We start from the raw sequence: 26,998 nt of genomic DNA on the forward strand, positions 1-26,998 counted from the left end.
TTGCTAAGGTGCGACGTCGAGAGTGCGGCCGTCGGCCAGTTTGGCGCGTACGCTGTGGGGCGCCACGCCGCCGAAAGGTTGCGCGCTGAAATTGGCGGTCAGGGTCGATCCGTCGCTGAACGTCGTCTGTTGCACCCAGCCGTCCCGATCGAGCCAGCGGAAGTCGGTTAACGCTTTATCCCACAAGGCTTGATGCAGCGGCCGGAAGGCGGCATCGGCGCGTTTTATCGCCGGTAAGCGCGCCGCCAGAGTGGTGCGGCTCAGGTGGAACATCGGCGCGGTGTTGTACAGCTGGCTGAGCAGGCTGCGGGTGGTCTGAACGTCGCTGAACTTCAGATTGTCGTAATTCCAGTGGTGGCTGCTGACGATAGCATCGTGGAAAACGGCCTGATACAGCGGCAGGCGGTAACGCGGATCGAATTCGACGGTACGGTAGGGCTGTTTCACTTTGGCGGGGCGGAAGAAAAACGCCGGTTGGGCGTTGGGCCACCAAGCGCCGAGATAATAGGGCGAGGATTTATCCTGATTCATCTGTTTATCTCCCCAGCCGAATCCCCAGGTTTCCATGCCGTGGGCGAACATCAGGCTGCGCGCGGTCACTGCGTTGCCATCCTCTGAGCCCAGCGGCAACTTAAGGGTGGCGCTGAACCAGGCGAGCCGGGCGTTGCGGGCTTCGGCCATCTGCGCCGCGCCGGTTGGGTGGTCGGGCTGATAGTCGTCGGACACCATGCCGGTGCCGTCCACATCGAGAAACAGGCTGTTCAACCCGGCCAATTGCACCAGTTCGCGCATGCGCTGTTGAGAATAGGGCAGGACACAGCCTGGATTGAGGTAATAACCCTGTTTACCGAAGCCGGGTTTCCTGCTGCCGTCTGCACGCACGATGGCGCAGGATTCCCGCAGCGTCGTCGGCAACTGCGCGGTGAGCCAGCTGTCGTTGACGCCGCGCGCGATGGCGGTATCGTAGGAGTCGTAGCTGGCGATCAGATAACCGGCCGCTTTGGCGGCGGCTACCGCTTGTGGGTGCAGGAAGGCGGCGGTCCAGTTATCGGTGCCCAACCACAGGCGCGGCAAACCGGCCTGGCGCAGCGCGTCGATCAACGGTTTGGCCAACCCTTGCCCCCAACCGTCCGCTGGGGTTAACCAGCGTCCCAGCTCCCGTTGCGCCAGCGCCCGCACTGCGGCGGCCTGGCGCTGTTGCGCCTGCAGAAAGTCGGCGTCATCCGGCGTCGCGCCAAGCGCGAACTGCGCCGTCAACGCCCGGTTGATGCCGTCGATCAGGGGCTGTTGTTGCCAGCCCTCCGGCGTTTTTCCCGCCAGCCGCAGCAGCAAGCTTCTGCTCTCGGCGTCCATCTTCTGCCGCAGCGCTTCGGCGGCGGGAGAGGCGAAGTAGTGCAGTAATCCCGGCCAATCCTTGACATCTTCCGCCGCCAGCAATTGGTCGCCCCACAGATAGATATGGGTAGCGCCGATCAGCTTTTCGCCTTCGGGCGCCTGCTTGATCTTCTCGCGCAGGCTGCTGAACCGGCCGTTTTGTTGCAGATAGTCGCGGTAACGGCGGGCGCCGGACAGCGGGGCGTTGCCGACGTGCAGCAGCACCTCGAATGCCTGTTGTTGATTGAAGCGATTGAATTGGTGGCTGGCGCGCATCGCCAGCTTTTCCTGCGCGGTGGCGAAGGCTATCTGGTTACTGAACGGCGTCAACATCAGCCAGCTGTAGACCTTACCCTGGTGTTGCAGGCTCCACAGCGGCAGTTTCAGATCCCAGTTGGTATCCAGCGGCGTCATTTCCGTCGTCAGGTAATGACGCCAGACCGCGTTGTCCAGCGGGATGCGGCTGCCTTCGCCGATCGGCAACAGCAGCGTTTCCCCCTGCGGCATACGATACCAGTTCAGGGTTTGCGGCCGATCGCTGCTGAAGCTCAGGCGCAGATCGCCGCCTTCCAGACGGGCGCTGACGTTGATTGCGCGTTGCGGCCATCGCCAGCTGGCGCGTCGTGGCGTTGCGGTAAGATCCGTTACCTGCTGCGCAGGCTGCGCCAGATTGATCGGCACCGGGCCTGCGGCGATATGCAGCGTGGCAGGGTCGAGTTCAAACTGCACGTCGCCTTGCTGCAGCAGTAAGGCTTCGGCGGGAAAACTGATGAGCAGCGCCAGCGCGAGCGGGGAAAACCGTTGTTTCATCAGGGGCGTCCTTGGAAGATGAAAGAGGGCAGTTTACCGATAAGCGCAGTGTCACCCAATGTCGCCATCTTCTATTTGTGACATCGAAATATAAACGCCGTATTCCAGTTTATTTTTCGTTTAATAAATTAGCCTTTACTTCATTACCCGACGTCACTATACTCAGCCAAAATTTCAGTGGAGAAACCCAATTGGACAGTTGTAGTTGTAATAAAACAAATAAGGCAAGCTGACCAATTCTCTTCTGATTTGTTGCTTGCCGTTATCGGCGGGCAGCACCCCTCTCCAGTTATTTCTGAGCTGTGCATACCCGAATAAGAAACGTTTCCTGATGCCTGACGGTTTCAGGTGAATTGAGTTGGACGTTATTATGGTATTCTGCAGCCACAGCCTTTTCCCTCCAGGCACAGCACGCTGATTCGCTGATTTATTTTCAGCGCGATTTCGCGTGTGCTAAACAGCACATGATTTTATCTCCTGCGGTTAATTAAGGGGACAGTCATGGCTATGACTCCTTTCGTTTTGAATTTATTGCTGGCGATGTGCCTGGGCGCGGTCATTGGCGCCGAACGCCAGTGGCGCCAACGCATGGCCGGCCTGCGCACCAATGCGCTGGTGGCGACCGGCGCGGCGGTCTTTATTCTCAGCTCCATGTCCACCGATCCGGCCAGCGCCGGCCGCGTGGCGGCGCAGATCGTATCCGGTATTGGCTTCCTCGGCGCCGGCGTGATCATGCGTGAAGGGCTTAATATTCGCGGCCTCAATACCGCCGCCACGCTGTGGTGTTCGGCGGGGATCGGCGTACTGTGCGGCCTGGGCCAGCATTGGGATGCGGTGGTCGCTACGCTGGTGATCCTGTGCGCCAATATCCTGCTGCGCGAAGCCGCGCAGCGCATCAATCTGCAGCCGCATCAGCAGGCGACCGATCTGGAACTGTGCTATCGCATTCAGGTGACCTGCGGCGAGCAGGACGAAATTCTGGTGCGCACCCTGATCCTGCAGGCGCTGAACGGCGTCGCCTTGCGGCTGCAATCCTTGCGCAGCGCCGATATTTCGAGCCCGGGGCAATTGGAAGTGTGCGCGGAAATTACCGCTACGCCGGCCGCGCAAAAAGAAATCGAAGGTATTGTCTGCCGCGTCAGTCTGGAAAAAAGCGTGAGTGCCGTTCGCTGGCGCGTCGCGTCCGAATTACCGGTCTGATTAATGATATAAATATTGATTAACTTGATTATATGTTCAGGTTTATTCATGCACGCCTTGAATAACGCTGAACATTAAGGAGGCGTTATGGACGATGACCCCGGAAGGAAAATGATCCCAGCGTGGCGACAGGGTAATTCCGCCATTTAGTCACGCTAATAAAAAATTCCAAGCTGCGCATAGTCACCTGTTTATCGGGCGGGGCTTCGCTGTGCGCAGAACTAAAATAAGAGAATAGCGTTATGACTCAGATTAATGAAAGAACGCGTCGCCGTGATAAAGACGCGGTGACCTACGCCATTGCGCAAGAGGCCACCAACAGCATCGCTCAAACGCTGGCGAACCTGAAGTGCAACCGCAACGGCTTGACCCAGGACGACGCCGATGAGCGGCTGGAGCAGTTCGGCGCCAACCAGGTCGCCCATGACAAGGCGCCGCATGCCTTGATCCAGCTGATCAAGGCCTTCAACAACCCGTTTATCTTCGTGCTGATGGTGCTGGCTGCGATCAGTTTCTTTACCGATTATTGGCTGCCGCTCCAGAGCGGTGAAGAAACTGAACTCACCGGCGTCATTATCATCCTGACCATGGTCACGCTGAGCGGGCTGCTGCGTTTCTGGCAGGAATACCGCACCAACAAAGCGGCGGAAGCGCTGAAATCGATGGTGCGCACTACCGCCACGGTGCTGCGCCGCAGCAGCTACAGCGCGCATCCGCTGACGCTGGAAGTGCCGATCCGCGAACTGGTGCCGGGGGATATCATCCAGCTCTCCGCCGGTGACATGGTGCCGGCCGACGTGCGTCTTATCGCCTCGCGCGATCTGTTCATCAGCCAGGCGATTTTGACCGGCGAGGCGATCCCTATCGAGAAATACGATGCGATGGGCAACGTGGCGCAGAAGTCGAGCGAAGGGGAAGTATCCAGCGAGAACGCGCTGCTTGAGCTCTCCAACATCTGTCTGATGGGCACCAACGTCGCCAGCGGTACCGCTACGGCGGTGGTGGTGGCGACCGGCGGGCGCACCTACTTCGGCTCGTTGGCCAAATCGATCGTCGGGACACGGGCGCAGACTGCGTTCGATCGCGGGGTGAACAGCGTCAGCTGGCTGTTGATTCGCTTCATGCTGGTGATGGTGCCGGTGGTGTTGCTGATCAACGGCTTCACCAAAGGCGACTGGAGCGAAGCGGCGCTGTTCGCGCTGGCGGTGGCGGTCGGCCTGACGCCGGAAATGCTGCCGATGATCGTCAGCTCCAACCTGGCGAAAGGGGCGATCGCCATGTCGCGTCGCAAGGTGGTGGTGAAGCGTCTGAACGCCATTCAGAACTTTGGCGCCATGGACGTGCTTTGCACCGACAAGACCGGCACGCTGACCCAGGACCGCATCATTCTCGAGCACCACATCGACGTCAACGGCGCCAGAGATAACGAGGTGCTGCACCTGGCCTGGTTGAACAGCTTCCATCAGAGCGGCATGAAGAACCTGATGGATCAGGCGGTGATCCGCTTTGGCCGCGGCAAACCGGGGATTGAAGCCCTGGGGCGTTTCAGCAAGGTGGACGAGCTGCCGTTCGATTTCGTGCGCCGCCGTTTGTCGATCGTGGTGGCGGATGAGAATGGCCGCCAGCAGCTGATCTGTAAGGGCGCGGTGGAGGAGATGCTGGAGATCGCCACCCACGTGCGCGAAGGCGATCAGACGCTGGTGCTGGACGACGCGCGCCGTGCGGCGTTGCAGGCGCTGGCCCGAGAATATAACGAAGACGGTTTCCGCGTGCTGGTGCTGGCGACGCGCGAGCTGGATGCGCAGCGCCCGGCCGAACCGCTGAGCGTGGCCGACGAACGCGATATGGTGGTGCAAGGGCTGCTGACCTTCCTCGATCCGCCGAAGGAGAGCGCTCAGCAGGCGATCGCCGCGCTGCAGGAAAATGGCGTGACGGTGAAGGTGCTGACCGGCGACAACCCGGTGATCACCTGCAAGATTTGCCGCGACGTCGGGCTGGAGCCGGGCGAGCCGCTCTCCGGGCTGCGGATTGAACAGATGGATGACGAAGAACTGGCGCGCGAAGTGGAACAGCGCACGGTCTTCACCAAGCTGACGCCGTTGCAAAAATCGCGGGTGCTGAAAATGCTGCAGGCCAACGGCCATACCGTCGGCTTCCTCGGCGACGGCATCAACGATGCGCCGGCGCTGCGCGACGCCGACGTCGGCATCTCGGTCGACACCGGTACCGATATCGCCAAGGAGTCGGCGGACATCATCCTGTTGGAAAAGAACCTGATGGTGCTGGAAGAGGGGGTAATCAAAGGGCGCGAGACCTTCGGCAATATCATCAAGTACTTGAACATGACCGCCAGCTCCAACTTCGGCAACGTGTTCTCGGTGCTGGTGGCCAGCGCCTTCATCCCGTTCCTGCCGATGCTGGCGATCCACCTGTTGATTCAGAACCTGATGTACGACATTTCTCAGCTGTCGCTGCCGTGGGACAAGATGGACAAAGAGTTCCTGCGCAAGCCGCGCAAGTGGGACTCCAAAAACATCGGGCGCTTTATGCTGTGGATTGGGCCGACCTCGTCAATCTTCGATATCACGACGTATGCGCTGATGTGGTACGTGTTCGCCGCCAACAGCGTGGAACACCAGGCGCTGTTCCAGTCCGGCTGGTTCATTGAGGGGCTGCTGTCGCAAACGCTGGTGGTGCATATGTTGCGCACCCAGAAGATCCCGTTCATTCAGAGCACGGCGGCGCTGCCGGTCTTGCTGACCACCGGGTTGGTGATGGCGCTCGGCATCTACATTCCGTTCTCGCCGCTCGGCGCCCTGGTTGGCTTGCAGCCGCTGCCGTGGGAATACTTCCCGTGGTTGGCCGCTACGCTGGTCAGCTACTGCGTGGTCGCACAGTTGATGAAGCGTTTCTATATCCGCCGCTTCGGCGAGTGGCTCTAAGCCGCCTCGGCGTTCACTTCGGGGGCGAAATTCTTCGCCCCCGCACCGCTACAGCAGTTTGTTGACCAGCAGGCCGAGCATGATGGTCAGCGTGAAGGAAAACAGCGTGCCGAGCAGCACATACTCGGTACGCATCTTATCGTCACTTTGGCGCAGATCGCCGAAACGGAAGATAGATTTGGCCGCCAGCAAAAAACCGATCGCCGGAATTTGCCCCAGCAGCACAAAGGTCAGGATCAGCGTTCTTTCCAGATAGCCAATCTGTTTGCCCGCGCGCAGCAGCGAATCGTTGTCGGCCTTGGCCGAAGGCGGCATTTGCGGCGTCCAGCGCGCCAGCAGTTGCCCAATCAGCAGGCTCATCGGCAGATAAATCAGGCTGTAGGCCACCAGCACCAGGCCGGTTTGCCAACTCCCCAGTTGCCGTCCCAACGCCGCGAGCAGTTCACCGGCATTCGGCGTCAGCCCCAGCCACAGCAAGGTGATCACCGCCAGATGCAATCCCTGATCGAGCAGAAAGCTGCGGGCCGGGCTCAGGCGGATCATGGCGGTGACTTTCAGCAAATCGATCAGGTAGTGGCTGACGGCGATAACCAGCAGGCTGACCAGCACCTGCAGTGAAGACAGTCCGCCGTGCAGCAGGCCGAAACCGGCCACCACCCAGGCGGCCAGCACCCCATGCAGCAACGCGTGCAACAGCAGAAAACGCGAACGCGCGCGATGTTGGATTTTATCTTCCACCCAACTCAGCGGCTGCAGCGGAAAATCCGCCAGCAGATGGACGATCAACAGCCAGGCCAGTAAAGGCGCATAGGTCAGATCCATAGTCAGACGATCCTGTTAATGGCGTGGATAAACCGCATGATCTCCTCATAGGCCGCGCGTTTGAGCGTGGCGGAGACCGTGGAAGCGGCTTTTTGCAGCTGCTCGGCTACGGCCGCGCCGCTGTCGGCGAACATTCTCGCCTGGACGATGCGCGCTTCGGTCTGCGACAAGCGGCCAATGACATGATCTAACATCGGCAGCAGATCGCTGACAATGGCGTTTGTCCGATCGTTGTCGGTTTTCAGAGCCAGGCGGCAATTTTTCGTCATGGCGTCCAGCGCGCTGCCGGAGTTGATAAAGGCGCTGCCGTAACCGGCGGCGTCGGGCCGTTGGCTACCCAGCCCGACGGCGATGCGCGCATCCCAGTGCGCGGCGCCCATCGCCCGCAGCGCAGTGCGAATATACACCGCCAGCAACAGCCCGTCCTCCGGCGCGGCCTGCGCCTGGAAGGCATCGCCGCGAAAGATTTCCACCTGGCGCAGCCGCCCGTCGCGCTGCAGCCGATCGAGCAGGCTGTGCAGCCCGTTGAGGTAGTTGACGGTGTCTGACCGGCGAGAATCGACCAGATCGCCGCTGATTACGCTGATTGGCGTCGGCATGGCGTGATCCGTTGTGGATGGGGGATGGCTATAAATTCGCACCTGAATACGAATATGTCAACAATTCGTCTCTAAAGGCGAATTTTTCGGGTGTTGGTCGGTGGAGGCGAAACGCCGGGGGCGAAGAGAAAGGGAGAGAGACGGCCGGGAATGCGCGGACCTGTCAGGCCCGCCACCGGCGGCGTAGACGGAAAGAGGCCGGCGACCGGCCGTTCAGAAGCTTTTGACCAGCACGTCACGCGGCATTTCACTGCCGTGTTTCAGCAGGTGCTCAAACGATCTTTCGCTGTTTTTCAGCTGCTGCAAAAACTCCTGCGGCGACAGATCGTGCTTTTTGCCGCTCATGTAAGCCAGCGCCAGTTCTTTTGCCTGATAGCGGGAGAAATTGTACATAGTGTCCTCGATGCGGTGAATGTCAGTGCTCACGATTGTAGCGAAAGAGCACATAATGAACAGCCGCTTTGGCGTATGGAATCGATAGCCGAAACTTAACTTGCCGGTTGCAACAGCTCATCGCACAGGCGTTTGATGACCTGGGTTTGCGGCAGGCCGTTGTGCAACATCTGGCGGATATGCTCCGAATCGCTGACGCCCCGGCGCACATGGCGCTCGACCGCCTGCAGCACGGCCCGATCCTCCTGCCGCTCGGCGAAGCCGCTCAGCGTGTCGAGGGTGTGCAGGATATGTGCAGTCAGGCTGCAGCGGCGCAGCGTGGCGGGATCGACATATTCGGCGGCGAAACCGCTGCGATAGGCGTTGATCTTGTTGTAGCTGGTGAAGGCATCGTACTCCGGCGCGATCGGTGTGCGGTGTTGCAACAGAAAATCGGCCAGCAGACGGCAGTAACCGACCAGCAGCGTGGCGTGCGCGAGGCGCAGCGGCGTATCGCAGATGCGGATCTCTACCGTGCCCAGCTCCGGTTTCGGCCGCGCATCCCAGTAAATATCCTTGACGCTGTCGATGACGCCGGCGGCATGCAGCCGATCATAGTAGGCGTTGAATTCGCGCCAGCTGTAGATGTGTTCCAGGCAGCCGTAATTGGGGAAAGAATTCTGTGCGCTGAAACGGGAGCTGGCAAAGCGCGTATCGACGCCCTGGTACAGCGGTGACGAAGCGCTGAGCGCGATCAGCTGCGGAAAATAGGGCGTCAGCGCATGGCACAGGTACATCGCCTCGTCTCCGTCGTTGACGCCGAGGTGGATGTGTTGACCGAATACGCAGGCCAGTTTGGAGAGATAGCCAAAGCGGCTGGCCAGCTGCCTGTAGCGCGCGTTGTCGCTGATGACCTGCTTGCGCCAGTCGTTGCTCAGGTGGCGGCCGCCGCCGCAGACGTCACAGCCCAGGCGTCGTGCGCTGCGCCGGACGGTATCGGTCAGGGCGCGCAGCTCGGCGTGCAGCGCATCGAGATCGCGGTGCACCGAGCTGTTCAGTTCCACCATCGACTTGGTGAGCTCATGTTTGACGCGTCGGCGGTCGCCGACCGCGCTGACCACCCGGTCAGCCCGATCCGTAAGATCGTAGTGCTCGTCATCGACCAGCTGCAGCTCTATTTCGGTGCCGATGGAGAGTCTTTCCGACGGTTTGAATGTGAGCGGCATGGCGCCTCCTTCCCATAAAAACAGCGTAAGATAAGTATAAGTTGTTGGGCTGGGGATAACGCCTTGCGTTTTATATTTGCTTTTTCGAATATGAAAGTGATATTTTCACGAGCGATTTGTCGAGCAGATAAAGGTTAACGGGAGTGCGACATGACGTCATTGACGCCGCTGAAGCTGTTTAAAAACTTGTCGGATGAGACGCGTCTGACGCTGGTGCTGGTGCTGCGCCACGCCGGCGAGCTGTGCGTGTGCGAGCTGTCGGGCGCACTGGCGCTGCCGCAGCCAAAAATATCAAGACATCTGGCGATGCTGCGTGAAAGCGGGCTGTTGCTCGATCGGCGCGATGGCAAGTGGATACATTATCGCCTGTCGCCGCATATGCCGGCCTGGGCGGCGGCTATTATTGAGCAGGCTTATCAGTGCCGATCAGAACAGATGATGGAATTGGCGCAACGCGCGGCGAAAGGTTGCCCGTAACGATAAAAAATTTGTCTTAACATATCCGAAAAAACATATATATAAACTTGAAGAAGCAGCGAGGCGACGATGATAGTGGCAGGGACAATCTTTATTCTGACGTTGATTTTGGTGATTTGGCAACCGAAAGGGCTGGGCATCGGTTGGAGTGCGTCGATCGGGGCGGGATTGGCATTAGTGAGCGGCGTGGTGCACGTCGGTGATATTCCCGTGGTGTGGCAGATAGTCTGGAATGCGACCGCGACCTTCATCGCCGTCATCATCATTAGCCTGCTGCTGGATGAAAGCGGCTTCTTCACCTGGACCGCCTTGCATGTCGCACGTTGGGGCAACGGCAAAGGTCGATGGCTGTTTACCTACATGTTGCTGCTAGGGGCTGTAGTGGCAGCGTTGTTCGCGAACGACGGCGCCGCGTTGATTCTGACGCCGATCGTGATCGCCATGCTGTCGGCGCTCGGTTTTCGTCCTGCTGCCGTGCTGGCTTTCGTCATGGCGGCGGGCTTTATCGCCGATACTGCCAGCCTGCCGCTGGTGGTGTCCAACCTGGTAAATATCGTTTCAGCGGATTTCTTCCGGCTGGGCTTTACGGAGTATGCGGCGGTGATGGTGCCGGTCAACCTTGCCGCCGTCGCGGCGACGCTGGTGATGTTGCATCTGTTCTTCCGCAAGGATATTCCGCAGCGCTACGCATTGACGCGTTTACCGGTGCCACGGGAAGCGATTCGCGATCGCACGACGTTTCGGACCGGCTGGGCCGTATTGGCGCTGTTGTTGATGGGTTTTTTCGCCCTGGAGCCGCTCGGCGTGCCCGTCAGTTTGGTCGCCGCTTGCGGCGCCCTGGTTTTGCTGGCGGTGGCGAAACGCGGGCGAGCGATCGATACCGGTAAAGTGTTGCGCGGGGCGCCCTGGCAGATCGTCATTTTCTCACTGGGCATGTATCTGGTGATCTACGGGTTGCGCAACGCCGGTTTGACCGATTGGCTTTCCGGTGTGCTGGACGCGTTGGCATGGCAGGGGCTGTGGGCGGCGACGTTTGGCACCGGTTTCCTGAGCGCATTTCTCTCTTCCATCATGAATAACATGCCGACGGTATTGGTGGGGGCGTTGTCTATCGACGGCAGCAGTGCGGAAGGCGTCATCAAACAGGCGATGATTTACGCTAACGTTATCGGCAGCGATCTCGGCCCCAAAATTACCCCGATTGGCAGCCTGGCGACGTTACTGTGGCTGCATGTGTTGGCACAAAAGAACATCGTCATTACCTGGGGCTATTATTTCCGCGTGGGGCTGGTGATGACGTTACCGATTTTGTTTGTCACCCTGGCCGCGCTGGCATTGCGGTTGTCCGTTTTGCCCTGACCGGAGAAACCGTCATGAGCGACATCAAGATTTACCATAACCCGGCCTGCGGCACGTCGCGCAATACGTTGGCGTTGATCCGCAACAGTGGCGTTGAGCCAGAGGTTATTTTGTATCTGGAAACGCCGCCAAGCCGCGAACGATTGATTGCGTTGCTGGACGAAATGGGCATGACGCCGCGCGCGTTGCTGCGCAAAAACGTCGAGCCTTACGCCGAGCTGAAGCTGGACGAAGCCGGCTGGCGCGATGATCAACTGATCGATTTCATGCTGCAACAGCCGATCCTGATCAACCGCCCCATTGTGGTGACCCCGCTCGGCACGCGTTTGTGCCGTCCGTCGGAGGTGGTGTTGGAGATTCTGCCGGATCCGCAGCGCGGCGCCTTCAGCAAAGAGGACGGGGAGCCGGTGATTGATGCGCAGGGCCACAGGATAACCAACGGCTAATCGCTGCGGCCCCGCATTTCATCCAATCAGTGCAGTTCGGCGCCGCTGCGATCGGCCAGCGCTTCCAGCAGCGGGGCAGAAGGCACGAAGAACAGGGTGCCGGTCACCGCGTGGCTAAAATCGAGCAGCCGATCGTAGTTGCCGGCCGGGCGGCCGATAAACATGTTTTCCAGCATCTGCTCGATCGGCTGCGGGGAGCGCGCATAGCCGATAAAGTAGGTGCCGAACTCGCGCAGGCCGGGGCGGCCGAACGGCATGTTGTCGCGCAGAATTTTCACCTCGTTGCCTTGCTCGTCGGTGATGGTGGTCAACGAACTGTGCGACGACGACGGTTTGACCGCTTCATCCAGCTCGATGTTGGACTGTTTATGGCGGCCGATGATCTTCTCCTGCGTTTCCACGCTGAGCGAATTCCAGCCCTGCATATCGTGCAGGTATTTCTGCACCAGCACATAGCTGCCGCCGCTGAACGCCGCGTCTTCGTCGCCGATCACCGTGTAGTCGAAGGCTTCGTGCCCCTCCGGGTTCTCCGTACCGTCGACGAAGCCGATCATGGCGCGCTGATCGAAATAACGGAAGCCGTGCACCTCCTCGATCACCGTCACGGCGTCGCCGAGCTTGGCGGTCAACTGAGAGGCCAGTTCAAAACACAGATCCATTTCATCGGCGCGGATGTGCAGCAGGATGTCGCCAGGCGTGGCGACCGCAACGCGCTCCCCGCTGCCGATCGGGCTGAACGGATGCAGCTGGCGAGGGCGCGGCGCGCCGAACAGCGTATCCCAGGCCTCGGAGCCGAAGCCGCAGACGCAGGTGAGATTGCCCGCCGGCGCGCGTTTGCCGACCGAACGTACCACGGCGGCGATATCGCCGCACCAGGCGCGCACCGCCGCCAGATGGGCGGGAACGGGCGACAGGGTGGCGACGATGAAAATGGCATGGCGCGTGACCGGCGTGAATACGGCTTGCGGCGGGGTGTTATTTGCATTCATTGCATTCGGCTCCAGTGTGTTCGGGTGAAATAGATCAGATCAAATTAAAGTGCTCGTCGGGTTTCATCGGCGGTGGCAGCGGGCTTTGGTCGTTCATTTCCAGCAGGTTGCGCTCGATGGTGTTGCAAATGGCGTTTAACGGCAGATGGTTGGCCGACACGCCGAACGGATCCTCCAGCTCTTCGGCCAGTGAGTCCCAGGATAAGAAGGTATAGGAAATGAACACCGAAACAAACGGTGTCATGTAATGCAGATCGGTCACCAGGGCAAAAGGCAACAGGCTGCAGAACAGGTAAACGGTGCGCTGCAGGATCAGGGTATAGGCGAACGGCACCGGGGTGCTGGCGAGCCGTTCGCAGCCGCCGAGGGTGTGAGACAGTTCGCTCAGCTTATCGTCGATCAGCCCGAAGGTGATGTCGCTCAGCAGGCCCTGACGGCGCAATTTGCCGATTTCCTGGCCCAGCATCAGCAGGATGCGGTTGGTCGGCATCGGGCTGGCGATCACCTCGGCCAGCTCGTTGCCGGTGAGATTGTGGTACAGATCGGCGGTGGGGTCGGTGCCGCGCAGCTGATGCTTCAGGCTCCAGCTAAAAGCGATCAGCAGCTTGGCGACCTTTTGCTGCACCGCCGGTTCGTCCGGCAGCAGGCTTTTGATCTGGCGCAGCAGGGTGCGTTCGGTAATCAGCAGCGAGCCCCACAGGTTGCGCGCTTCGACAAAGCGGCTGTAGCCGGCGTTATTGCGAAAGCCGAGAAAAATGGCGATGGCGATGCCCAACAGGCTGAACGGCGCGATGGTCAAATGCACGCCGAGCTGTTCGTACCATTGGTAGCTGATCACCGCCACTATCGACATCAGCACGTTCAGCGACAGGCGAAAGGTAATTTTTGACAGCACGGAACCGTGCCAGGCGAACAGGCGAAAAAACCAGTTCTGGTGCGGGCGAATTATCATAACGTGGGTGCTTCCTGGTGTCCTGCTATTGAGAATAGTCGATTCTTATCCGGCGGCGCTATGCCGCCGTTGTCGATTGCCAGAGCCGTTGCGGGTGCGTATAGACGGTGGCGCGCCCCGGTTTGCTGAAGCCCACCAGCGTCAGGTTGCTGCGCTCGGCCACTTCCACCGCCAGACGGGTGGCGGCGGAGACGGCGAACAGGATCTCGACGCCGCACATGGCGGACTTTTGCACCATTTCATAGCTTGCGCGGCTCGAGACCAGCGCCGCCCCTTGCGACCAGGCCTGTTGGCTGCGGTAACCCAGCAGTTTGTCGAGCGCCACATGGCGGCCGACGTCTTCACATCCGCCGCTGAGTGCGCCGTCCGGCTGGATCCAGGCCGCCGCATGGGTGCAGCCGGTCAGTTTTCCCACCGTTTGCACTTCCTGCAGTTGAGCCAACGCCCGGTCGAGTTGGGCCAAATCGAAACGTTGGGTGAAGGGCAGCGGTGCGATGGGCTGAGCAACCTCCTGCAGCTGCTCGACCCCGCAGACGCCGCAGCCGGTGCGGCCGGCCAGGCTGCGGCGCTTCTCTTTCAGCTGCATAAAGCGGCGGCTCGAGAGCTCTACATGCACTTCAATGCCGTTGCAGGCCGGTTGTTGACGGATGTCGTAGATATCGTCGGGAGAGGTGATGATGCCTTCGGACAGCGAAAAACCGATGGCGAAGGCCGCCAGATCTTTTGGCGTCGCCATCATCACCACGTGGGAAATGCCGTTGTACACCAGTGCGACCGGCACTTCTTCCGCCAGCCAATCCTGCTGCGCCTGAGCCAGATCGGTGCGCTGCCAGACCGCATGGCGAGACAGGCAGGCCTGTTCGATGTCGTCGGTTTCTGCGAGGAGTAGGTGCTTGTTCATAACGTTCTCGTGACCGTCGGTGACGAGGCGCCGACGGGGATGAATGCTTATTGAGCAGGTGTGGGGATTATACAGGATTCTGATCCCGCTCGCGTAGGGAATCACGCCCTGCAGGTTATCCACAGTTTTAGTGGATAACGTGTGTGCAAGGCAGCGTGAAACCGTTAGCAGGCGTAAAAAAAAATCGCTCAGAAAATTATTATATTACGCGGCAAAGCGCGATCTGCAGGGGGATAGGGGGTTGCACGCGTTCGCGTTTTGTTTATGTCTTACTGTATAAATATACAGTTTGATTATGATTATGCTGAGTACTTTAAGGTTGTATGCTTTTTCACCAGGTGAGCCCCTAACGTTACCGCTGTTTGCCGATCGCGTGGCCTGCGGTTTTCCCTCCCCGGCGCAGGACTATGTCGAGAGCCGGCTGGATATCGGCAAACTGCTGGTGCGGCACCCCAACGCCACCTACTTCGTGCGCGCCAGCGGTGAGATGGAGCGAGCAGGATGGATCAGGCACTGAATTTTTCACTCAGCTATGCGCAGTGGATCCGGGAAGCAGAAGATGCGATTAAAAAATGCAATCTGAACCAGGGCGGGATGGGTTACACCCTAGAGTTGGGTAAGGCTTCTGTCATTCTGAGTTTCTGGTACGGTCTGGCGCTGCAGGGCTATCCGGGCACAATAATGGATGAACGTGTTGATGCCGACCGGCTGCGCCTGTATGTCCTCATCTATAAGAGAGAGGAGTGACATCGTGGCAACGGTTAACGTCCGCCGGCCGTCGCCGCTGTAGCGACGGATGCTGATTGTGCTGGCCGAACCTGCTCGCCCCCTGCCTGCTGCTGTGGCGCGCGGACGGAACGATCAAGTCGCCGCCAACGGCAAAAGCCGGGAATTGAACGGGCGCATACGTTGGGTAGATACCGGGGAAAGCAGGCAGATCAGGAACGACATCAGAAAGTCCTGTACTACCGACAGATTAAGAAACTGAGCATCCGAGAAACAGCAGACGCGACAGGCTACAGTACTTCCCAAGTTTGTCGCATTCAGGCCTTCTATAAAGAAGTTGAGACTGATTAAAAAGCAGCCTTAATGTACAATAATTTTCGATATCCAAACTGACCCCATGAACAATCAATGAGTTAGAGGTGAAAGATGATTTCATACAAAAAAATCATACCTGCTCTTGTCATATTCGCTTTATCTAATGCTGTGGCATATGCGAATGATTTCGACAAATCAAATGAAGCGATGGCAATTTCAGCAATAGGTTTTTCTGGCTCAAATGCTCGTGTTGCACATGATGTTTGTGGGGCAACCAATGAGAAAATTGATAAATATAAAAAACAAATAAAAGACTCATTAACTAGAACATTAAAGTATGAACAGTCAGGATTCGATACGCATTGGGATAATGGTTGGAAAAATGCTGATTTTTTGGTTAAGTCATTAAGTAATGATGAAGCCTATAAAAAAGAATATTGCCGAGAGGTTTTAGATGGAATTAATAATCCTGAAATGAATTAAGGATTATTCCTTATTCGGGGTTCTACGCCGGAACCCCAGATTTTTCCGTCCGCTAAAATTATCCCCGGTTGAGCAGCTTTATACCGTCAGCTCGCAGTGGACCATCAGGGGAAATGTGGCGGTACAGCGTTTGTCGGGTTATCCCAAGCTCCTGGCATAACGTACTGACTTTCGTCTCTGGCCGTCCCATTGATGCCATTGCCAGTCGCAATTTTATTGGCGTCATTTTGTAAGGCCGTCCGCCGTTCCTCCCGTGGGCTCTTGCTGAGGCAAGGCCTGCCGCTGTTCTTTGCGGCGCTGTACGCAGCAGAGACCGACGGCCGCGCGCGACTGGCTCGACACCCGCTTAGTCCCGCCCTCTGGTCAAATGCAGGCTGACGTGTACAGCCTGCAGGCAGAGGATTTCGTCTGGCAACCGGTATCGCCCGCCGTCGGCGCCGTTCGCAATGACAATCCCTCACTCATCCTGCCCATCGATACGCCAACGGTCTGAGTGCCGCATTATCCACAGTTTTGGTGGATATCATGTGTGCAAACACACGTGAAGAACGCCAAAAGCTGCAGGAAAAATCGCTCAGAAAATTATTATATTACGCGGGAAAGCGCGATCCGCAGGGGGATTGGGGGTTGCACGCGTTCGCGTTTTGTTTATGCTTAACTGTATAAATATACAGTTTGGTTATGATTATGCTGAGCAATTCAAGGTTGTATGCTTTTTCACCAGGTGAACCCCTAACGTTACCGCTGTTTGCCGATCGCGTGGCCTGCGGCTTTCCTTCCCCGGCGCAGGACTATGTCGAAGGCCGGCTGGACATCGGCAAGCTGCTGGTGCGGCACCCCAACGCCACCTATTTCGTGCGCGCCAGCGGCGAATCGATGATCGACGGCAACATTCGGGACGGCGATCTGCTGATTGTCGACAGCGCCCTGACGCCGGAGCATGGCAATATCGTGATCGCTGCGGTGGACGGTGAATTCACCGTCAAAAAGCTGCAGTGCCACCCCGACGTGCGGCTGTTGCCGATGAATCCCGCCTACGCGCCCATCGTGTTCGACGACGAAGCGCAGCTGGAGATTTTCGGCGTGGTGACCTTTATCGTCTACGCGGCGCTGTAGCCATGTTCGCCCTGGTAGACGTCAACAGCTTCTACGCTTCCTGCGAGACCATTTTCCGGCCCGACCTGCGGGGGCGGCCGGTGATTGTGTTGTCCAACAACGACGGCTGCGTGATCGCCCGCAGCGCCGAGGCGAAGGCGCTGGGCGTGCCGATGGGCGCGCCTTATTTCAAGATCAAAGAGGAGATGCGCCGTCGCAACGTCGCGGTGTTCTCCTCCAACTACGCGCTGTACGCCGATATGTCCCGCCGGGTGATGGACACGCTGGAGGAGATGGCGCCGGCGGTGGAGATCTATTCACTGGACGAAGCCTTTCTGCGGCTGGACGGCGTGGCGCGCTGCGAAGCGCTGGAACCGTTCGGCCAGCGGGTGCGCGATCGCATCCGGCGCGAGCTGCATTTGACGGTCGGGGTTGGCATTGCGCCGAGCAAAACGCTGGCCAAGCTGGCCAACTTCGCGGCCAAGAAATGGCGCGGCACCGGCGGCGTGGTGGATTTATCCGATCCGGCGCGCCAGCGCAAACTGCTGGCGTTGCTTCCGGTGGAAGAAGTGTGGGGCGTGGGCCGCCGCCTGACGCGCCAGCTGCAGGCGATGGGCATTCACACCGCGCTGCAGCTGGCGGACTGCGATACCCGGCTGGCGCGTAAAACCTTCAGCGTGGTGCTGGAGCGCACGATACGTGAGCTGCGCGGCGAGTCATGCCTGCAATGGGAAGATGAGGCGGCGGCGAAAGAGCAGATCATCTGTTCCCGCTCGTTCGGCCAGCGGTTGACGCACTACCCGCACATGCGCGAGGCGATCTGCAGCTATGCCGAACGCGCCGCCGAAAAGCTGCGACAGGAAAAGCGCTATTGCCGCAACGTGTCGGTGTTTATCAAAACCAGCCCGCATTCGGCGGGCGAAGGCTATTACAGCAATATGGGCACCGCCCGGCTGCAAACGCCGAGCAACGACAGCCGCGACATCATCGCCATGGCGGTGCGCGCGCTGGAGAGCATTTGGCAGGAGGGGCGGCGTTATCTGAAGGGCGGCGTGATGCTGGGGGATTTCAGCGCCGCCGCCATGGCACAGATCGACCTGTTCGACGACTGCCCGCCGCGCCGTAATAGCGAGCGCCTGATGGCGACCCTCGATCGCTTGAATCAGGAAGGGCGCGGGCGCGTGTGGTTCGCCGGGCAGGGGATCGTCAAGCCGTGGCAAATGAAGCGCGACATGCTGTCGCCGGCTTACACCACCCGGCTGGCGGACATTCCCGTGGTGCGGCTGGGGGAGCGGGCGCCGCGCGCTGCCGAATCGAAGGAAGAAAAACGCCGCGGGTGATAACCGGCGGCGTGGGTAGGCTATGCGTTACTTCGCCGCCGCCGGATCCGGCTTATTGGGGGCGATGCCGTACAGCGCCATGGCGCGGTTGACCTCGCTGCGGGCGATACGGCCTTCGTCTGCCAGCAGTTTCAACGCGGCGAGCGCGATGAAATGGCGGTTGACCTCGAAGAACTCACGCAGCGCCTCGCGGGTGTCCGAGCGGCCAAAGCCGTCGGTGCCCAAGGCGATAAAGGTGCGGTCGGGCAAGAACGGTTTGATCTGATCGCCGACGATCTTCATATAGTCCGTCGCTACCACCACCGGGCCGGGATGCGCCGCCAGCAGGCTTTGTATATAAGGGACTTTCGGCGGATCTTCCGGATGCAGCAGGTTCCAGCGTTCGGCCGCCATGCCGTTGCGGCGCAGCTCGCTCAGGCTGGTGGCGCTCCAGATATCGCTGGCGACGCCAAAGTCGACGGCCAACAGCTCCGCCGCCGCCAGCGCCTCGCGCATGATGGCGCCGCTGGCGACCAGCTGAGCGCGCGGGCTCTCTTGGGTTGTCGCTGCGCTCTGTTTGAGCAAATACGCCCCCTGGATAATCCCGTCCTCTACGCCCGCCGGCATCGGCGGCTGCGGGTATCCCTCATTGAGCAAGGTGATGTAGTAGTAAATATCCTCTTGCTCAACGAACATCCTGCGCATGCCGCTCTGAACGATCACTGCGAGTTCATAGGCATAGGTCGGATCGTAGGAGACGCAGCTGGGGATCACGGAAGACAGCACGTGGCTGTGGCCGTCGTCATGCTGCAAGCCTTCGCCCATCAGGGTGGTTCTGCCGGAGGTGGCGCCGAGCAGGAAACCCTTGGTGCGCGCGTCGGCCGCCGCCCAGGCGAGATCGCCCACCCGCTGCAGCCCGAACATGGAGTAGAAGATATAGAACGGGATCGTCGCGACATCGTGGTTGCTGTAGGCGGTGCCGGCGGCGATCCAGGTCGATATCGCGCCGGATTCGTTGATGCCTTCCTGCAAAATCTGGCCGTCTTTGGCCTCTTTATAGTAGCTGAGCTGCCCGGCATCCTGCGGGGTATACAGCTGGCCGAGCCAGGAATGGATGCCAATCTGGCGGAACAGGCCTTCCATGCCGAACGTGCGCGACTCGTCCGGCACGATGGGCACGATCAGTTTGCCGATGTTGGGGTCTTTGAGCAGCGCGCCGAGGATATTGACGAAGGCCATGGTGGTTGACATGTTGCGCTCGCCGCTGCCCTTAAGGAGACTGTCGAAGCGCGATAACGCCGGTATCGCCAGCGGGGCGGATTGGCCGAAGCGGGCGGGGATGTAGCCGCCCAGCGCGGTGCGCGTCGCGGTGATGTACTTCGCCGCCGCGCTGTCGGGCTCGGGCTTCAGATAAGGGATCGCTTCCAGCTGCGCATCGGGGAGCGTCAACCCCAAACGATCGCGGAAGGCTTTCACCGCATCCTGGCTCATTTTTTTCAGCTGATGGTTGATGTTCTGCCCTTCACCGGCTTCTCCCATGCCGAACCCTTTGACCGTTTTGGCCAATACCACCGTCGGCCTGCCCGGGGTATGCATCGCCTGATGGTAGGCGGCGTACACCTTTTGCGGATCGTGGCCGCCGCGGTGCAGCGCCCAGATCTCATCGTCGCTCAGATCGGCGACCAGCGCGAGCAACTCCGGGTACTTGCCGAAGAAATGCTCCCGCACATAGGCGCCGCTTTGCGACTTGAAGGTCTGGTAATCGCCGTCGACGCACTCCATCATGCGCTGCATCAGCAGCCCGGAGCGATCTTTTTGCAGGAGTTTGTCCCAGCCACTGCCCCAGATCACCTTGATCACCTGCCAGCCGGCGGCTTTGAAGGTGCCTTCCAGTTCCTGAATGATCTTGCCGTTGCCGCGCACGGGACCATCCAGCCGCTGCAGATTGCAGTTCACGACGAAGATCAGGTTATCGAGCTTTTCTCGCCCGCCCAGCGCAATTGCCGCCAGCGATTCCGGTTGATCCATCTCGCCGTCGCCGAGAAACGCCCACACCTTTCTCCCCTGATGCGGTTTCAACCCGCGGTATTCCAGATAGCGCATATAGCGTGCCTGATAGGCGGCGGTCAGCGGCCCCAGCCCCATCGAAACGGTGGGATATTGCCAGAAATCCGGCATCAGCCTGGGGTGCGGATAGGAAGAAAGGCCGCGGCGCGCGGATTCGCGGCGAAAGTTGTCGAGCAGCTCCTCGTCGATGCGGCCTTCGAGATAGGCGCGGCCGTAAATGCCGGGGGCGGAGTGACCCTGGATATACACCATGTCACCGGCAAACTCATCGGTGCGTCCGCGGAAAAAGTGCGTGAATCCCACGTCGTAAAGCACCGCGGCCGACTGGTAGGTGGCGATGTGTCCGCCGACGTTGGAATGTTTGCCGGCGCGCAGCACCATCGCCATGGCGTTCCAGCGAATAAACGCATTGATGCGCGCTTCCGCGGCCAGATCGCCGGGATACGTCGGCTGCTTATAGACCGGGATCGTATTCACGTACGGCGTGGTGACCATGCTGAAGAAATCGCCGTGTTTTCGCTGATCGGCTTCGGCCATTCTTTCCAACAAAAAATGCGCGCGTTCACGGCCGTCGATGTCGGCGACGCCTTCAAATGCCTCAAGCCATTCAGCCGTCTCTTGTGGGTCAAAATCTGCTTTTACCGCGGGTTGGTTCATAAAAGCTCCAAATGTACTTACCTGATAAGGCGCTGAGCGATACAGGAATTTATTGAATTGCATATGCAAGAGTTGCAAATGCAATAATGGCGAAAGCCACTCTATCCCTTTACAATTGCAATTGCAACTCACCGCTTTTGACGAGAAAACTGACATGACAGATAAACAACCCGACCTGTGGTTCTCCTTCGTGCGCGCGCACCGGGCAATCATCAAAAAGATAGAAACGCAATTGTCGGAGGCGGGGCTGCCGGCGTACGCCTGGTATGACGTGTTATGGGGATTGGAAAGCGGGGAAAACGGCACGCGCCGCATGCATGAACTGGCGGACGTGTTGGTGATTGAGCGTTATAACCTGACCCGCCTGATGGATCGCCTGGAAAAAGAGCGGCTGGTCACGCGTTTCCGTTCGGATGACGACCGTCGGGCCTCCTTCGCCACCATCACCGAGGAAGGTAAGGCCCTGCGGAAAAAAATGTGGGAGATCTACCGCGCGGTGGTCAAAACCCACTTTCTCAATCAGTTCAGCGAAGAAGAGATCGCACGCTTCTCCGACGCGTTGGACAACGCGATGCAGCTGGCCAGAGCGTGATCAGGCATCGGGCGTGATGTGCAGAACGCGCAGCGCATCGGCGATCAGCGTCGAGGGAATTTTCTGCTCGTCGGCCAGCAGTTTGAGGGCACATAGCGCAATCCATTCCGCCTGCGGATAGTGAATTTCGCCCCGGGTGCGAGAATCCGAACCCACCGCGGCAAAGCGTGCGGGAATGAACCGCTTGAGCTGGTTGGCAATCAGGTGCGAGTAGTCGGTAACGGCGACGACGGGGGCATTCCCGGCGCCCAGACACGTTTTCAGATGGCATTCGCCGCCGCTGTCCTGGCGCTGCATGTCGGCGAGTTCAGCATCCTGCGCCAACCGCGTGTAGCTGGGGCAGCTCCAGATTTCGGCCGCGATGCCCCAATTTTTCAACACCTCAGCCGCCTGCTGAACGCGGGCGAGCGTTCTGCCTGCGCCGCACAGGCGAACCTGCAACGGCGAGTCCGCCGCCGCCGCGACACGATACATCCCCTTGAACGCCTGCTCTGCGACAAACGGCTCACCGGAAGCGGGGGCATCATTGTCTGCGTTGGTCGCGAGATACACCATCTTTCTCGTTCCCTCCAGATAGAGCGCGTGCAGGGCGTGATGGAGTATCGCGCCGGTTTCCCGGGCATTGGCCGGATCGAAAGGCAGCCAGTCCGGCATGGCGGTGAGCTGGAGCGGGAACCAGGCCTGCACGCCTTTCGGCAAGTCGGTACTGCCGGTATCCGCATCGCTGATGAAAATCCCCTTGCGATTGGTTTCCGGCTCAAGCCCGCGGAGCATGTCCACCGAAGGGGTGTTGACGACGTAAAACAACGGTTTCTCATAACGTTCTGATTGATGGCCAAACCAGAGCGGCCAGGCGGTGGCGTAGCGGGAGCTTGGCGGTTCGGCGCGCCTTCGGCCGTCGATGAGCCAGATGTTGCCACTGGCGTTTAGTTCGCTCAAGGCTTCCGCCGTCCAGGCGGTGGAAGAGGGAAGCGACGCGCCGGCGTTCTGGCTGACGGAGGCCATCTTGCGGATACAGGCTTCGGCCAGGGTTCTGGTCCTGGCGGAGGCGGCAGGCATTGTTATACGTTGAGGCGACATGCGGAGCATTTCCTTTAAGTTGCAAGTGCGATGATTGTAATTGCAATTCATGACGTGTGCCAATGACTTCTGAACAGGTCGCAGCCATCCAGGCGTGACCCGCGGCGATATATTCAGGTTATGCAGACGCGATCCTATTTGTTTCACCGACCAGACAGCCGCCATCCGTTGTCCTTATTTCTGCGGTTTTTTATAAATGACGGGCAGCTAAAAACGGTTTGCCGATAGGGATAATGCGCGTGTCAATCCGCGTTAAACGAGAATATCGGCATCTTAAAAATAAAACGAAATAAGGATGAAAGCATATGCCTGGATTTAATTATGGTGGTAAAGGAGATGGGACTAACTGGAGTTCTGAACGCGGTACGGGCCCTGAGCCGGGGGGCGGCGATAAAGGCCATTCCGGCGATCGCGATCGCGGCGGCGCCGGCGTTGGCAACAGCCCGGAACAGCAACAGATAGCGGCGATCCAAAACGATCCGGCGCTGCGCATGAAGCTGGAGGCGGTGATTAAGGCGGCGCGCAGAATTAACCCGGATGCGAAATTGCATATTGAAAGCGTCAGCCCATCCGGCACGCTGAGCCTTTCCGCCACCGGTTTGACGGCCGATCAGGCGAAGCACATTGGCTTGGGGGGGCTGGTGATGGGGGTCAACGCCAAGGGGGGGACAGTGGCGATCGGGGATATCGAAACCGGCCATGCGCGCAAACCCTCACCCCCTGGCAAAGGCGGCAACAATGGCCTGAATGCCGGGCAGATCGGCGCCTCTTCGTTAGGCAGTTTCGTGACAGACTCGCATCGCGATCGGCCCGTCAGCGGCTGGCATGGCAACGGCAAAACCGGTGAATTCTCGACGACCCGCACGACCGGGAGTTACTACGGTTTTCATCATTTGAAGGTGGAAAAGCAAGACGGAGTGGCGACCTACAACCTCTACTATAAGGCCAATAAGAACCGGCCCGCGTTTATCGCCGTGGTGAGAGGGGATAACCTGAATGCCATGGAGGTGAAATATGCCAACGGCAAGCCGGTAAAATCACCCGGCTCGGTAAAAACGATCGTTAAGGAATTCGTCGAATATCAAAATGCGGAATTAAAAGCCATCAAGGATGGCGTCAGCCTGGCCGCAGGTATCAATAAAGATATCGCGGAAAAGATCGGCGCGAAATACGCCAAACTCGCCAAGGATTTGGAGGCGGGAATTCAAGGAAAATATATCCGCAACGTGCAAGATGCGGAGAAAACCTACGAGCAATTGACGAAGGGCCTGAACAAAAAGCTCAAGGCGCAGGACAAAGCGGCGATTGTCGCCTGGCTGAAAATGATCGATGCGGAACAGTATGCCCGCAATGCGCGGGTATTGGGCAAGGTCTTCACCGGGGTGGACTGGGCGATGAAGGGCGCGGATCTGGTAAACGCCGCGATTGAAGGTTTCTCTACCGGCAACTGGAAAGCGTTCCGCAACCAGCTCGAAGCGCTCGGGTTGTCGATCGGCGCAGGATATACGCTTTCCGCTATCGCTGCGTTTTTCGCGCCGACGCTGGTGTCGTCGACGGTGGGCATTTTCGCCTTTGCTTACCTGTTTGGCTGGGCCACCAGCTATATCGATGCGGAACGTGCGGGGGAGCTGGAGAAGTGGGGCGCTGACCTGTAACGGCATGAGGGGGCTGGCCCCCTCATTTTACCCCTCACACCCTCTACCTCTTTCACACCACCGGCGCCACCGTCAACAGCAGGTTGGCGAAGCGGCGCCGTTCGCCGGAGGCGATCACCAGCAGCGTCCGATCCGATTTGACCGCAGCGTAAAACGCCTCGCGCGGCAGGTGCTCGATCGGGCAATGTTCTGGCAGCAGTTGCCGGTATTCGGCTTCGATAGTGTTGGTGAAGTCCGGCGGGCAGGCCATCAGCGCCGCGCTTTCCACGTTGATGCAGGCCAGCAGTTTTTCCAGGATTGGCGGGGCGGCGAGCGTGCCGGGCGCCAGGTTCAGATAGACCACGGTGGCGTCTTTCGGCGCGTGCGTCACGCAGGCGTAATTGCCGTCGGCGATCAGCACCTGGGTTTTATGCCCGCATTGCGCCAGCGCGGCGAGCAGCGGTGGGTGAGTGATGGCGGATTTGATCATAAAGCGATTCCTGAATAGGGGGGCGGCCGTGCCGCCCGCAGCTGAACTACATGCGGAAGATGCCGCCGTTGATGTCGAGAGTGGCGCCGGAGATGAAGCCGTCGTATTCCGCCGCCAGGAAGGCGATGGCGCGGGCCACGTCGTCCGGCGTGCCTGCGCGGCCCAGCGGGATGGCGCGAACGGTTTCCTCCGCCGATGCCTGGGTGGTGTGGCGATTATGAAAGCGGGTGCCGAGGATCAGGCCGGGCGCCACCGCGTTCACCCGGATGCCGTGCTCGCCCAGCTCCGCCGCCAGCGAGCGCGTCCAGGTGAGCACCGCGCCCTTGGTGGCGGAATAGACCAGCGAGCCGGCGTGCCCGCCGGCGCGGCCGGCCAGCGAGGCCAGATTGATGATGCTGGCGCCGTTCGGCGCCGCCTTCAGGTGCGGCAGCGCGCTCTGGGTCACGTTCAGCATGGTGGTCATGTTTACGTCGATCACGGTTTGCCAGAAGGCGCGATCGATCTCGCCCAGCCATTTGCGCCCGACGATGCCGCCGACGTTATTGATCAGAATATCGATGCCGCCGAGAAACTCGGCGCCGGCCGAGACGCAGCGCAGCGTTTCGTCGGTGTCGATGAGATCGGCGTAGCCGTAGGCGGCCTTTTGTCCGAGTGAATGAGCCAGCGCCACCAGCGCCTTGGGGCCGCTTTCGTCGCTGTGGTAGTGAAAATAGATGTCGCACCCGGCCTTGATCAGCCGCTCTGCGGTGGCGCGGCCGATGCCCTGTTCCGCCCCGGTGATAAAGACCTTTTTGCCCGCAAGATCGCCCATGATTGACTCCTTATTGGTTCGTTAAGAATTGATGACGCCTTCACGCTGTTTGGCGCAGTAGAAAATGCAGATCAAACCGGTCGCCAGCAGGCACGAGGCCAGGAAAAACAGCCCCGGCGCGCTGCTGCCGGTCAGATCGTTCAGCACGCCCACCGCATAGGGGGCGACGAAACCGCCGATATTGCCGATGCAGCTCACTACCGCCAGCCCGGCGGCCGCGGCCGCGCCGGTGGAGATATTGGCGGGCATGGATAAGAACGGCGGCACGGCGGTGTAGATGCCGATGGCGGCAATGCACAGGAATGACAGCGCGACGAGCGGGTCGTATTTAAAAAACGTCACCGCCCCCATCAGGCCGATGGCGGCAAGCACCATGCTGAGGCCGGCGAACACGCCGAGCTTTTTGGTTTTGCTGGCCCACAGGCTCCACGGATACACCAGCAGCGCGGCCAGGCCGTAGGGAATGAGCGCCAGCAGGCTGACGCGAAAGATATCGCTGCCGGAAATGGCGCTGATGATCGACGGCAGCCAGGTGCCGAAGCCGTAAATGCCGCATACCATGCCGAAGTTGAGCAGCGCGTAGAGCAGGTACTTTCTGTTTTTAATGCCCTTGAGGAAGTCGCCCAGCGTGATTTTTGAGCCGGATTTGGAGCGGCCGGCGTTGCTCATCAGCCAGGCTTTTTCCTCCACGTTCAGATAACCGACGTCCTTGGGCGAGTTCTTGATCAGGAAGGGGATCAGCAGGCCGATGACGATCGGCGGCAGCCCTTCGAGGATGAACAGCAGCTGCCAGGGGGCGAAGCCGAACCAGTCATGCTGAATATTGAGAATAAAGCCGGAAATCGGCGAGCCGACCGCGTTGGACAGCGGCTGGACGATGATGAACATGCCGAGAATTTTGGTGCGGTATTTTTCCGGGAAGAAGACCGTGAAATAATACACCACCGAGGGAAAGAAACCGGCTTCGCACACGCCCAGCATAAAACGGCAAATATACAGCTCCAGCGGCGTGCGCACAAAACCGAGCAGGGTTGCGAAGATGCCCCAGGAAATTAATATTCTGGCGAACCAGATGCGCGGGCCGAATTTAATGGTGCCGGCGTTGCTGGGTATTTCAAACAGGAAATAGCCGATAAAGAAAATTCCGGAAGCGAAGCCGAAAGCCGAGGCGGTCAATCCCAGATTATCTTCCAACGCTTTGGCGGCGTAGGCCATATTGTTGCGGTCGAGAAAGGCCAGGAAATACAACAAGATCATTAG

24 protein-coding genes and 3 pseudogenes are annotated in these 26,998 nt (G+C 59.3%); 14 read left to right on the forward strand and 13 right to left on the reverse strand.

Going from position 1 to position 26,998, the window contains the following annotated elements:
* Window positions 1-3 precede the first annotated feature (3 nt).
* Window positions 4-2,184: a glycoside hydrolase gene (locus J0X03_RS08685; protein ID WP_069100619.1), complete on the reverse strand. Its 2,181-nt coding sequence runs from the start codon at window positions 2,182-2,184 to the stop codon at window positions 4-6.
* A gap of 501 nt (window positions 2,185-2,685) precedes the next feature.
* Here J0X03_RS08685 and J0X03_RS08690 point away from each other — a divergent pair.
* Both J0X03_RS08690 and mgtA read left to right on the forward strand, forming a co-directional pair.
* On the forward strand, window positions 2,686-3,384 hold the full coding sequence (locus J0X03_RS08690) for an MgtC family protein (protein WP_025303346.1): 699 nt from the start codon (window positions 2,686-2,688) through the stop codon (window positions 3,382-3,384).
* A gap of 242 nt (window positions 3,385-3,626) precedes the next feature.
* Entirely contained in the window at window positions 3,627-6,326 is a 2,700-nt protein-coding gene (gene mgtA, locus J0X03_RS08695; RefSeq protein ID WP_033643589.1) for a magnesium-translocating P-type ATPase, read from the forward strand.
* A gap of 48 nt (window positions 6,327-6,374) precedes the next feature.
* Here mgtA and J0X03_RS08700 read toward each other — a convergent pair whose 3' ends face one another.
* The 4 genes from J0X03_RS08700 to J0X03_RS08715 all read right to left on the reverse strand — a co-directional run bounded on the left by J0X03_RS08700 (window position 6,375) and on the right by J0X03_RS08715 (window position 9,345).
* Window positions 6,375-7,148: a DUF3307 domain-containing protein gene (locus J0X03_RS08700; protein ID WP_103101014.1), complete on the reverse strand. Its 774-nt coding sequence runs from the start codon at window positions 7,146-7,148 to the stop codon at window positions 6,375-6,377.
* Between the two features lie 2 nt (window positions 7,149-7,150).
* On the reverse strand, window positions 7,151-7,747 hold the full coding sequence (locus tag J0X03_RS08705) for a hypothetical protein (protein ID WP_046687361.1): 597 nt from the start codon (window positions 7,745-7,747) through the stop codon (window positions 7,151-7,153).
* A 213-nt stretch (window positions 7,748-7,960) separates the two neighbouring features.
* On the reverse strand, window positions 7,961-8,140 hold the full coding sequence (locus tag J0X03_RS08710; protein WP_103101015.1) for a hypothetical protein: 180 nt from the start codon (window positions 8,138-8,140) through the stop codon (window positions 7,961-7,963).
* A 95-nt stretch (window positions 8,141-8,235) separates the two neighbouring features.
* Window positions 8,236-9,345, reverse strand: coding sequence for a YbdK family carboxylate-amine ligase (locus J0X03_RS08715; protein ID WP_103101016.1), 1,110 nt, complete (start codon window positions 9,343-9,345; stop codon window positions 8,236-8,238).
* A gap of 150 nt (window positions 9,346-9,495) precedes the next feature.
* Here J0X03_RS08715 and J0X03_RS08720 point away from each other — a divergent pair, with 150 nt between their 5' ends.
* The 3 genes from J0X03_RS08720 to arsC all read left to right on the forward strand — a co-directional run bounded on the left by J0X03_RS08720 (window position 9,496) and on the right by arsC (window position 11,627).
* Complete coding sequence (locus J0X03_RS08720; RefSeq protein ID WP_033650826.1) at window positions 9,496-9,822, forward strand: metalloregulator ArsR/SmtB family transcription factor; 327 nt, start codon at window positions 9,496-9,498, stop codon at window positions 9,820-9,822.
* A 69-nt stretch (window positions 9,823-9,891) separates the two neighbouring features.
* Window positions 9,892-11,181: an arsenic transporter gene (locus J0X03_RS08725; RefSeq protein ID WP_103101017.1), complete on the forward strand. Its 1,290-nt coding sequence runs from the start codon at window positions 9,892-9,894 to the stop codon at window positions 11,179-11,181.
* A gap of 14 nt (window positions 11,182-11,195) precedes the next feature.
* Window positions 11,196-11,627 carry a glutaredoxin-dependent arsenate reductase gene (gene arsC, locus J0X03_RS08730; RefSeq protein ID WP_103101018.1) on the forward strand — a complete coding sequence of 144 codons (432 nt, stop codon included), beginning with the start codon at window positions 11,196-11,198 and terminating at the stop codon, window positions 11,625-11,627.
* 26 nt (window positions 11,628-11,653) lie between these two features.
* Here arsC and J0X03_RS08735 read toward each other — a convergent pair whose 3' ends face one another.
* The 3 genes from J0X03_RS08735 to fdhD are packed head-to-tail and all read right to left on the reverse strand — an operon-like array spanning window position 11,654 to window position 14,469.
* Complete coding sequence (locus J0X03_RS08735; protein ID WP_033643584.1) at window positions 11,654-12,616, reverse strand: Dyp-type peroxidase; 963 nt, start codon at window positions 12,614-12,616, stop codon at window positions 11,654-11,656.
* Between the two features lie 34 nt (window positions 12,617-12,650).
* Window positions 12,651-13,568, reverse strand: coding sequence for a bestrophin family protein (locus J0X03_RS08740; protein ID WP_033643582.1), 918 nt, complete (start codon window positions 13,566-13,568; stop codon window positions 12,651-12,653).
* A 58-nt stretch (window positions 13,569-13,626) separates the two neighbouring features.
* Complete coding sequence (fdhD, locus tag J0X03_RS08745) at window positions 13,627-14,469, reverse strand: formate dehydrogenase accessory sulfurtransferase FdhD (protein ID WP_033650829.1); 843 nt, start codon at window positions 14,467-14,469, stop codon at window positions 13,627-13,629.
* Between the two features lie 295 nt (window positions 14,470-14,764).
* On the opposite strand from fdhD, the pseudogene J0X03_RS08750 reads away from it, so the two are divergent.
* The 7 genes and pseudogenes from J0X03_RS08750 to umuC form a co-directional block, all read left to right on the forward strand.
* A pseudogene (locus J0X03_RS08750) lies at window positions 14,765-14,956 on the forward strand (S24/S26 family peptidase); the annotation flags it as partial.
* A 14-nt stretch (window positions 14,957-14,970) separates the two neighbouring features.
* Entirely contained in the window at window positions 14,971-15,216 is a 246-nt protein-coding gene (locus J0X03_RS08755) for a hypothetical protein (RefSeq protein ID WP_103101019.1), read from the forward strand.
* 117 nt (window positions 15,217-15,333) lie between these two features.
* Window positions 15,334-15,546: pseudogene (locus J0X03_RS24170) on the forward strand (resolvase); the annotation flags it as partial.
* Window positions 15,547-15,621: 75 nt separating this feature from the next.
* The gene (locus J0X03_RS08760; RefSeq protein WP_126502249.1) at window positions 15,622-15,993 is read left to right on the forward strand and encodes a hypothetical protein; all 372 of its coding nucleotides are present in this window, start codon (window positions 15,622-15,624) and stop codon (window positions 15,991-15,993) included.
* Between the two features lie 313 nt (window positions 15,994-16,306).
* Window positions 16,307-16,486, forward strand: a pseudogene (locus J0X03_RS24325) (SOS response-associated peptidase family protein); the annotation flags it as partial.
* A 188-nt stretch (window positions 16,487-16,674) separates the two neighbouring features.
* The gene (umuD, locus tag J0X03_RS08765; protein WP_033643579.1) at window positions 16,675-17,109 is read left to right on the forward strand and encodes a translesion error-prone DNA polymerase V autoproteolytic subunit; all 435 of its coding nucleotides are present in this window, start codon (window positions 16,675-16,677) and stop codon (window positions 17,107-17,109) included.
* 2 nt (window positions 17,110-17,111) lie between these two features.
* On the forward strand, window positions 17,112-18,428 hold the full coding sequence (umuC, locus tag J0X03_RS08770) for a translesion error-prone DNA polymerase V subunit UmuC (protein WP_033643578.1): 1,317 nt from the start codon (window positions 17,112-17,114) through the stop codon (window positions 18,426-18,428).
* A gap of 27 nt (window positions 18,429-18,455) precedes the next feature.
* Here the strand turns inward: umuC and aceE are convergent, their stop codons facing one another.
* Window positions 18,456-21,131: a pyruvate dehydrogenase (acetyl-transferring), homodimeric type gene (aceE, locus tag J0X03_RS08775; RefSeq protein WP_160204385.1), complete on the reverse strand. Its 2,676-nt coding sequence runs from the start codon at window positions 21,129-21,131 to the stop codon at window positions 18,456-18,458.
* Window positions 21,132-21,285: 154 nt separating this feature from the next.
* On the opposite strand from aceE, the gene J0X03_RS08780 reads away from it, so the two are divergent.
* The gene (locus J0X03_RS08780; RefSeq protein ID WP_033643576.1) at window positions 21,286-21,723 is read left to right on the forward strand and encodes a MarR family winged helix-turn-helix transcriptional regulator; all 438 of its coding nucleotides are present in this window, start codon (window positions 21,286-21,288) and stop codon (window positions 21,721-21,723) included.
* On the opposite strand, the gene J0X03_RS08785 is transcribed toward J0X03_RS08780, so the two are convergent.
* Window positions 21,724-22,803, reverse strand: coding sequence for a transketolase-like TK C-terminal-containing protein (locus tag J0X03_RS08785; RefSeq protein WP_103101021.1), 1,080 nt, complete (start codon window positions 22,801-22,803; stop codon window positions 21,724-21,726). It lies immediately after the preceding gene.
* Window positions 22,804-23,108: 305 nt separating this feature from the next.
* Here J0X03_RS08785 and J0X03_RS24250 point away from each other — a divergent pair, with 305 nt between their 5' ends.
* Window positions 23,109-24,458, forward strand: a complete 1,350-nt coding sequence (locus tag J0X03_RS24250) for a colicin-like pore-forming protein (RefSeq protein WP_206975697.1) — start codon at window positions 23,109-23,111, stop codon at window positions 24,456-24,458.
* A gap of 52 nt (window positions 24,459-24,510) precedes the next feature.
* Here the strand turns inward: J0X03_RS24250 and J0X03_RS08795 are convergent, their stop codons facing one another.
* The 3 genes from J0X03_RS08795 to J0X03_RS08805 are packed head-to-tail and all read right to left on the reverse strand — an operon-like array spanning window position 24,511 to window position 26,995.
* On the reverse strand, window positions 24,511-24,927 hold the full coding sequence (locus J0X03_RS08795; protein WP_033643572.1) for an RbsD/FucU domain-containing protein: 417 nt from the start codon (window positions 24,925-24,927) through the stop codon (window positions 24,511-24,513).
* A 46-nt stretch (window positions 24,928-24,973) separates the two neighbouring features.
* Entirely contained in the window at window positions 24,974-25,738 is a 765-nt protein-coding gene (locus tag J0X03_RS08800) for an SDR family NAD(P)-dependent oxidoreductase (RefSeq protein WP_042784898.1), read from the reverse strand.
* A gap of 21 nt (window positions 25,739-25,759) precedes the next feature.
* Window positions 25,760-26,995, reverse strand: coding sequence for an MFS transporter (locus tag J0X03_RS08805; protein ID WP_227711505.1), 1,236 nt, complete (start codon window positions 26,993-26,995; stop codon window positions 25,760-25,762).
* Between the last annotated feature and the right edge of the window lie 3 nt (window positions 26,996-26,998).

Origin of the sequence: Serratia ureilytica, from assembly GCF_017309605.1 — a bacterium.
GTDB lineage: Bacteria > Pseudomonadota > Gammaproteobacteria > Enterobacterales > Enterobacteriaceae > Serratia > Serratia ureilytica.

Excerpts from the sequence above, each read along its gene's own strand:
- fdhD (WP_033650829.1), bottom strand. The coding sequence starts at position 14,469 with ATGAACAAGCACCTACTCCTCGCAGAAACCGACGACATCGAACAGGCC.
- J0X03_RS08685 (WP_069100619.1), bottom strand. The coding sequence starts at position 2,184 with ATGAAACAACGGTTTTCCCCGCTCGCGCTGGCGCTGCTCATCAGTTTT.
- J0X03_RS08795 (WP_033643572.1), bottom strand. The coding sequence starts at position 24,927 with ATGATCAAATCCGCCATCACTCACCCACCGCTGCTCGCCGCGCTGGCG.
- J0X03_RS08740 (WP_033643582.1), bottom strand. The coding sequence starts at position 13,568 with ATGATAATTCGCCCGCACCAGAACTGGTTTTTTCGCCTGTTCGCCTGG.
- J0X03_RS08700 (WP_103101014.1), bottom strand. The coding sequence starts at position 7,148 with ATGGATCTGACCTATGCGCCTTTACTGGCCTGGCTGTTGATCGTCCAT.
- J0X03_RS08690 (WP_025303346.1), top strand. The coding sequence starts at position 2,686 with ATGGCTATGACTCCTTTCGTTTTGAATTTATTGCTGGCGATGTGCCTG.
- aceE (WP_160204385.1), bottom strand. The coding sequence starts at position 21,131 with ATGAACCAACCCGCGGTAAAAGCAGATTTTGACCCACAAGAGACGGCT.
- J0X03_RS08720 (WP_033650826.1), top strand. The coding sequence starts at position 9,496 with ATGACGTCATTGACGCCGCTGAAGCTGTTTAAAAACTTGTCGGATGAG.
- J0X03_RS08725 (WP_103101017.1), top strand. The coding sequence starts at position 9,892 with ATGATAGTGGCAGGGACAATCTTTATTCTGACGTTGATTTTGGTGATT.
- J0X03_RS08715 (WP_103101016.1), bottom strand. The coding sequence starts at position 9,345 with ATGCCGCTCACATTCAAACCGTCGGAAAGACTCTCCATCGGCACCGAA.
- J0X03_RS08735 (WP_033643584.1), bottom strand. The coding sequence starts at position 12,616 with ATGAATGCAAATAACACCCCGCCGCAAGCCGTATTCACGCCGGTCACG.
- J0X03_RS08755 (WP_103101019.1), top strand. The coding sequence starts at position 14,971 with ATGGATCAGGCACTGAATTTTTCACTCAGCTATGCGCAGTGGATCCGG.
- umuD (WP_033643579.1), top strand. The coding sequence starts at position 16,675 with ATGATTATGCTGAGCAATTCAAGGTTGTATGCTTTTTCACCAGGTGAA.
- J0X03_RS08705 (WP_046687361.1), bottom strand. The coding sequence starts at position 7,747 with ATGCCGACGCCAATCAGCGTAATCAGCGGCGATCTGGTCGATTCTCGC.
- J0X03_RS08805 (WP_227711505.1), bottom strand. The coding sequence starts at position 26,995 with ATGATCTTGTTGTATTTCCTGGCCTTTCTCGACCGCAACAATATGGCC.
- umuC (WP_033643578.1), top strand. The coding sequence starts at position 17,112 with ATGTTCGCCCTGGTAGACGTCAACAGCTTCTACGCTTCCTGCGAGACC.
- arsC (WP_103101018.1), top strand. The coding sequence starts at position 11,196 with ATGAGCGACATCAAGATTTACCATAACCCGGCCTGCGGCACGTCGCGC.
- J0X03_RS08800 (WP_042784898.1), bottom strand. The coding sequence starts at position 25,738 with ATGGGCGATCTTGCGGGCAAAAAGGTCTTTATCACCGGGGCGGAACAG.
- J0X03_RS08710 (WP_103101015.1), bottom strand. The coding sequence starts at position 8,140 with ATGTACAATTTCTCCCGCTATCAGGCAAAAGAACTGGCGCTGGCTTAC.
- J0X03_RS08780 (WP_033643576.1), top strand. The coding sequence starts at position 21,286 with ATGACAGATAAACAACCCGACCTGTGGTTCTCCTTCGTGCGCGCGCAC.
- J0X03_RS24250 (WP_206975697.1), top strand. The coding sequence starts at position 23,109 with ATGCCTGGATTTAATTATGGTGGTAAAGGAGATGGGACTAACTGGAGT.
- J0X03_RS08760 (WP_126502249.1), top strand. The coding sequence starts at position 15,622 with ATGATTTCATACAAAAAAATCATACCTGCTCTTGTCATATTCGCTTTA.
- mgtA (WP_033643589.1), top strand. The coding sequence starts at position 3,627 with ATGACTCAGATTAATGAAAGAACGCGTCGCCGTGATAAAGACGCGGTG.
- J0X03_RS08785 (WP_103101021.1), bottom strand. The coding sequence starts at position 22,803 with ATGTCGCCTCAACGTATAACAATGCCTGCCGCCTCCGCCAGGACCAGA.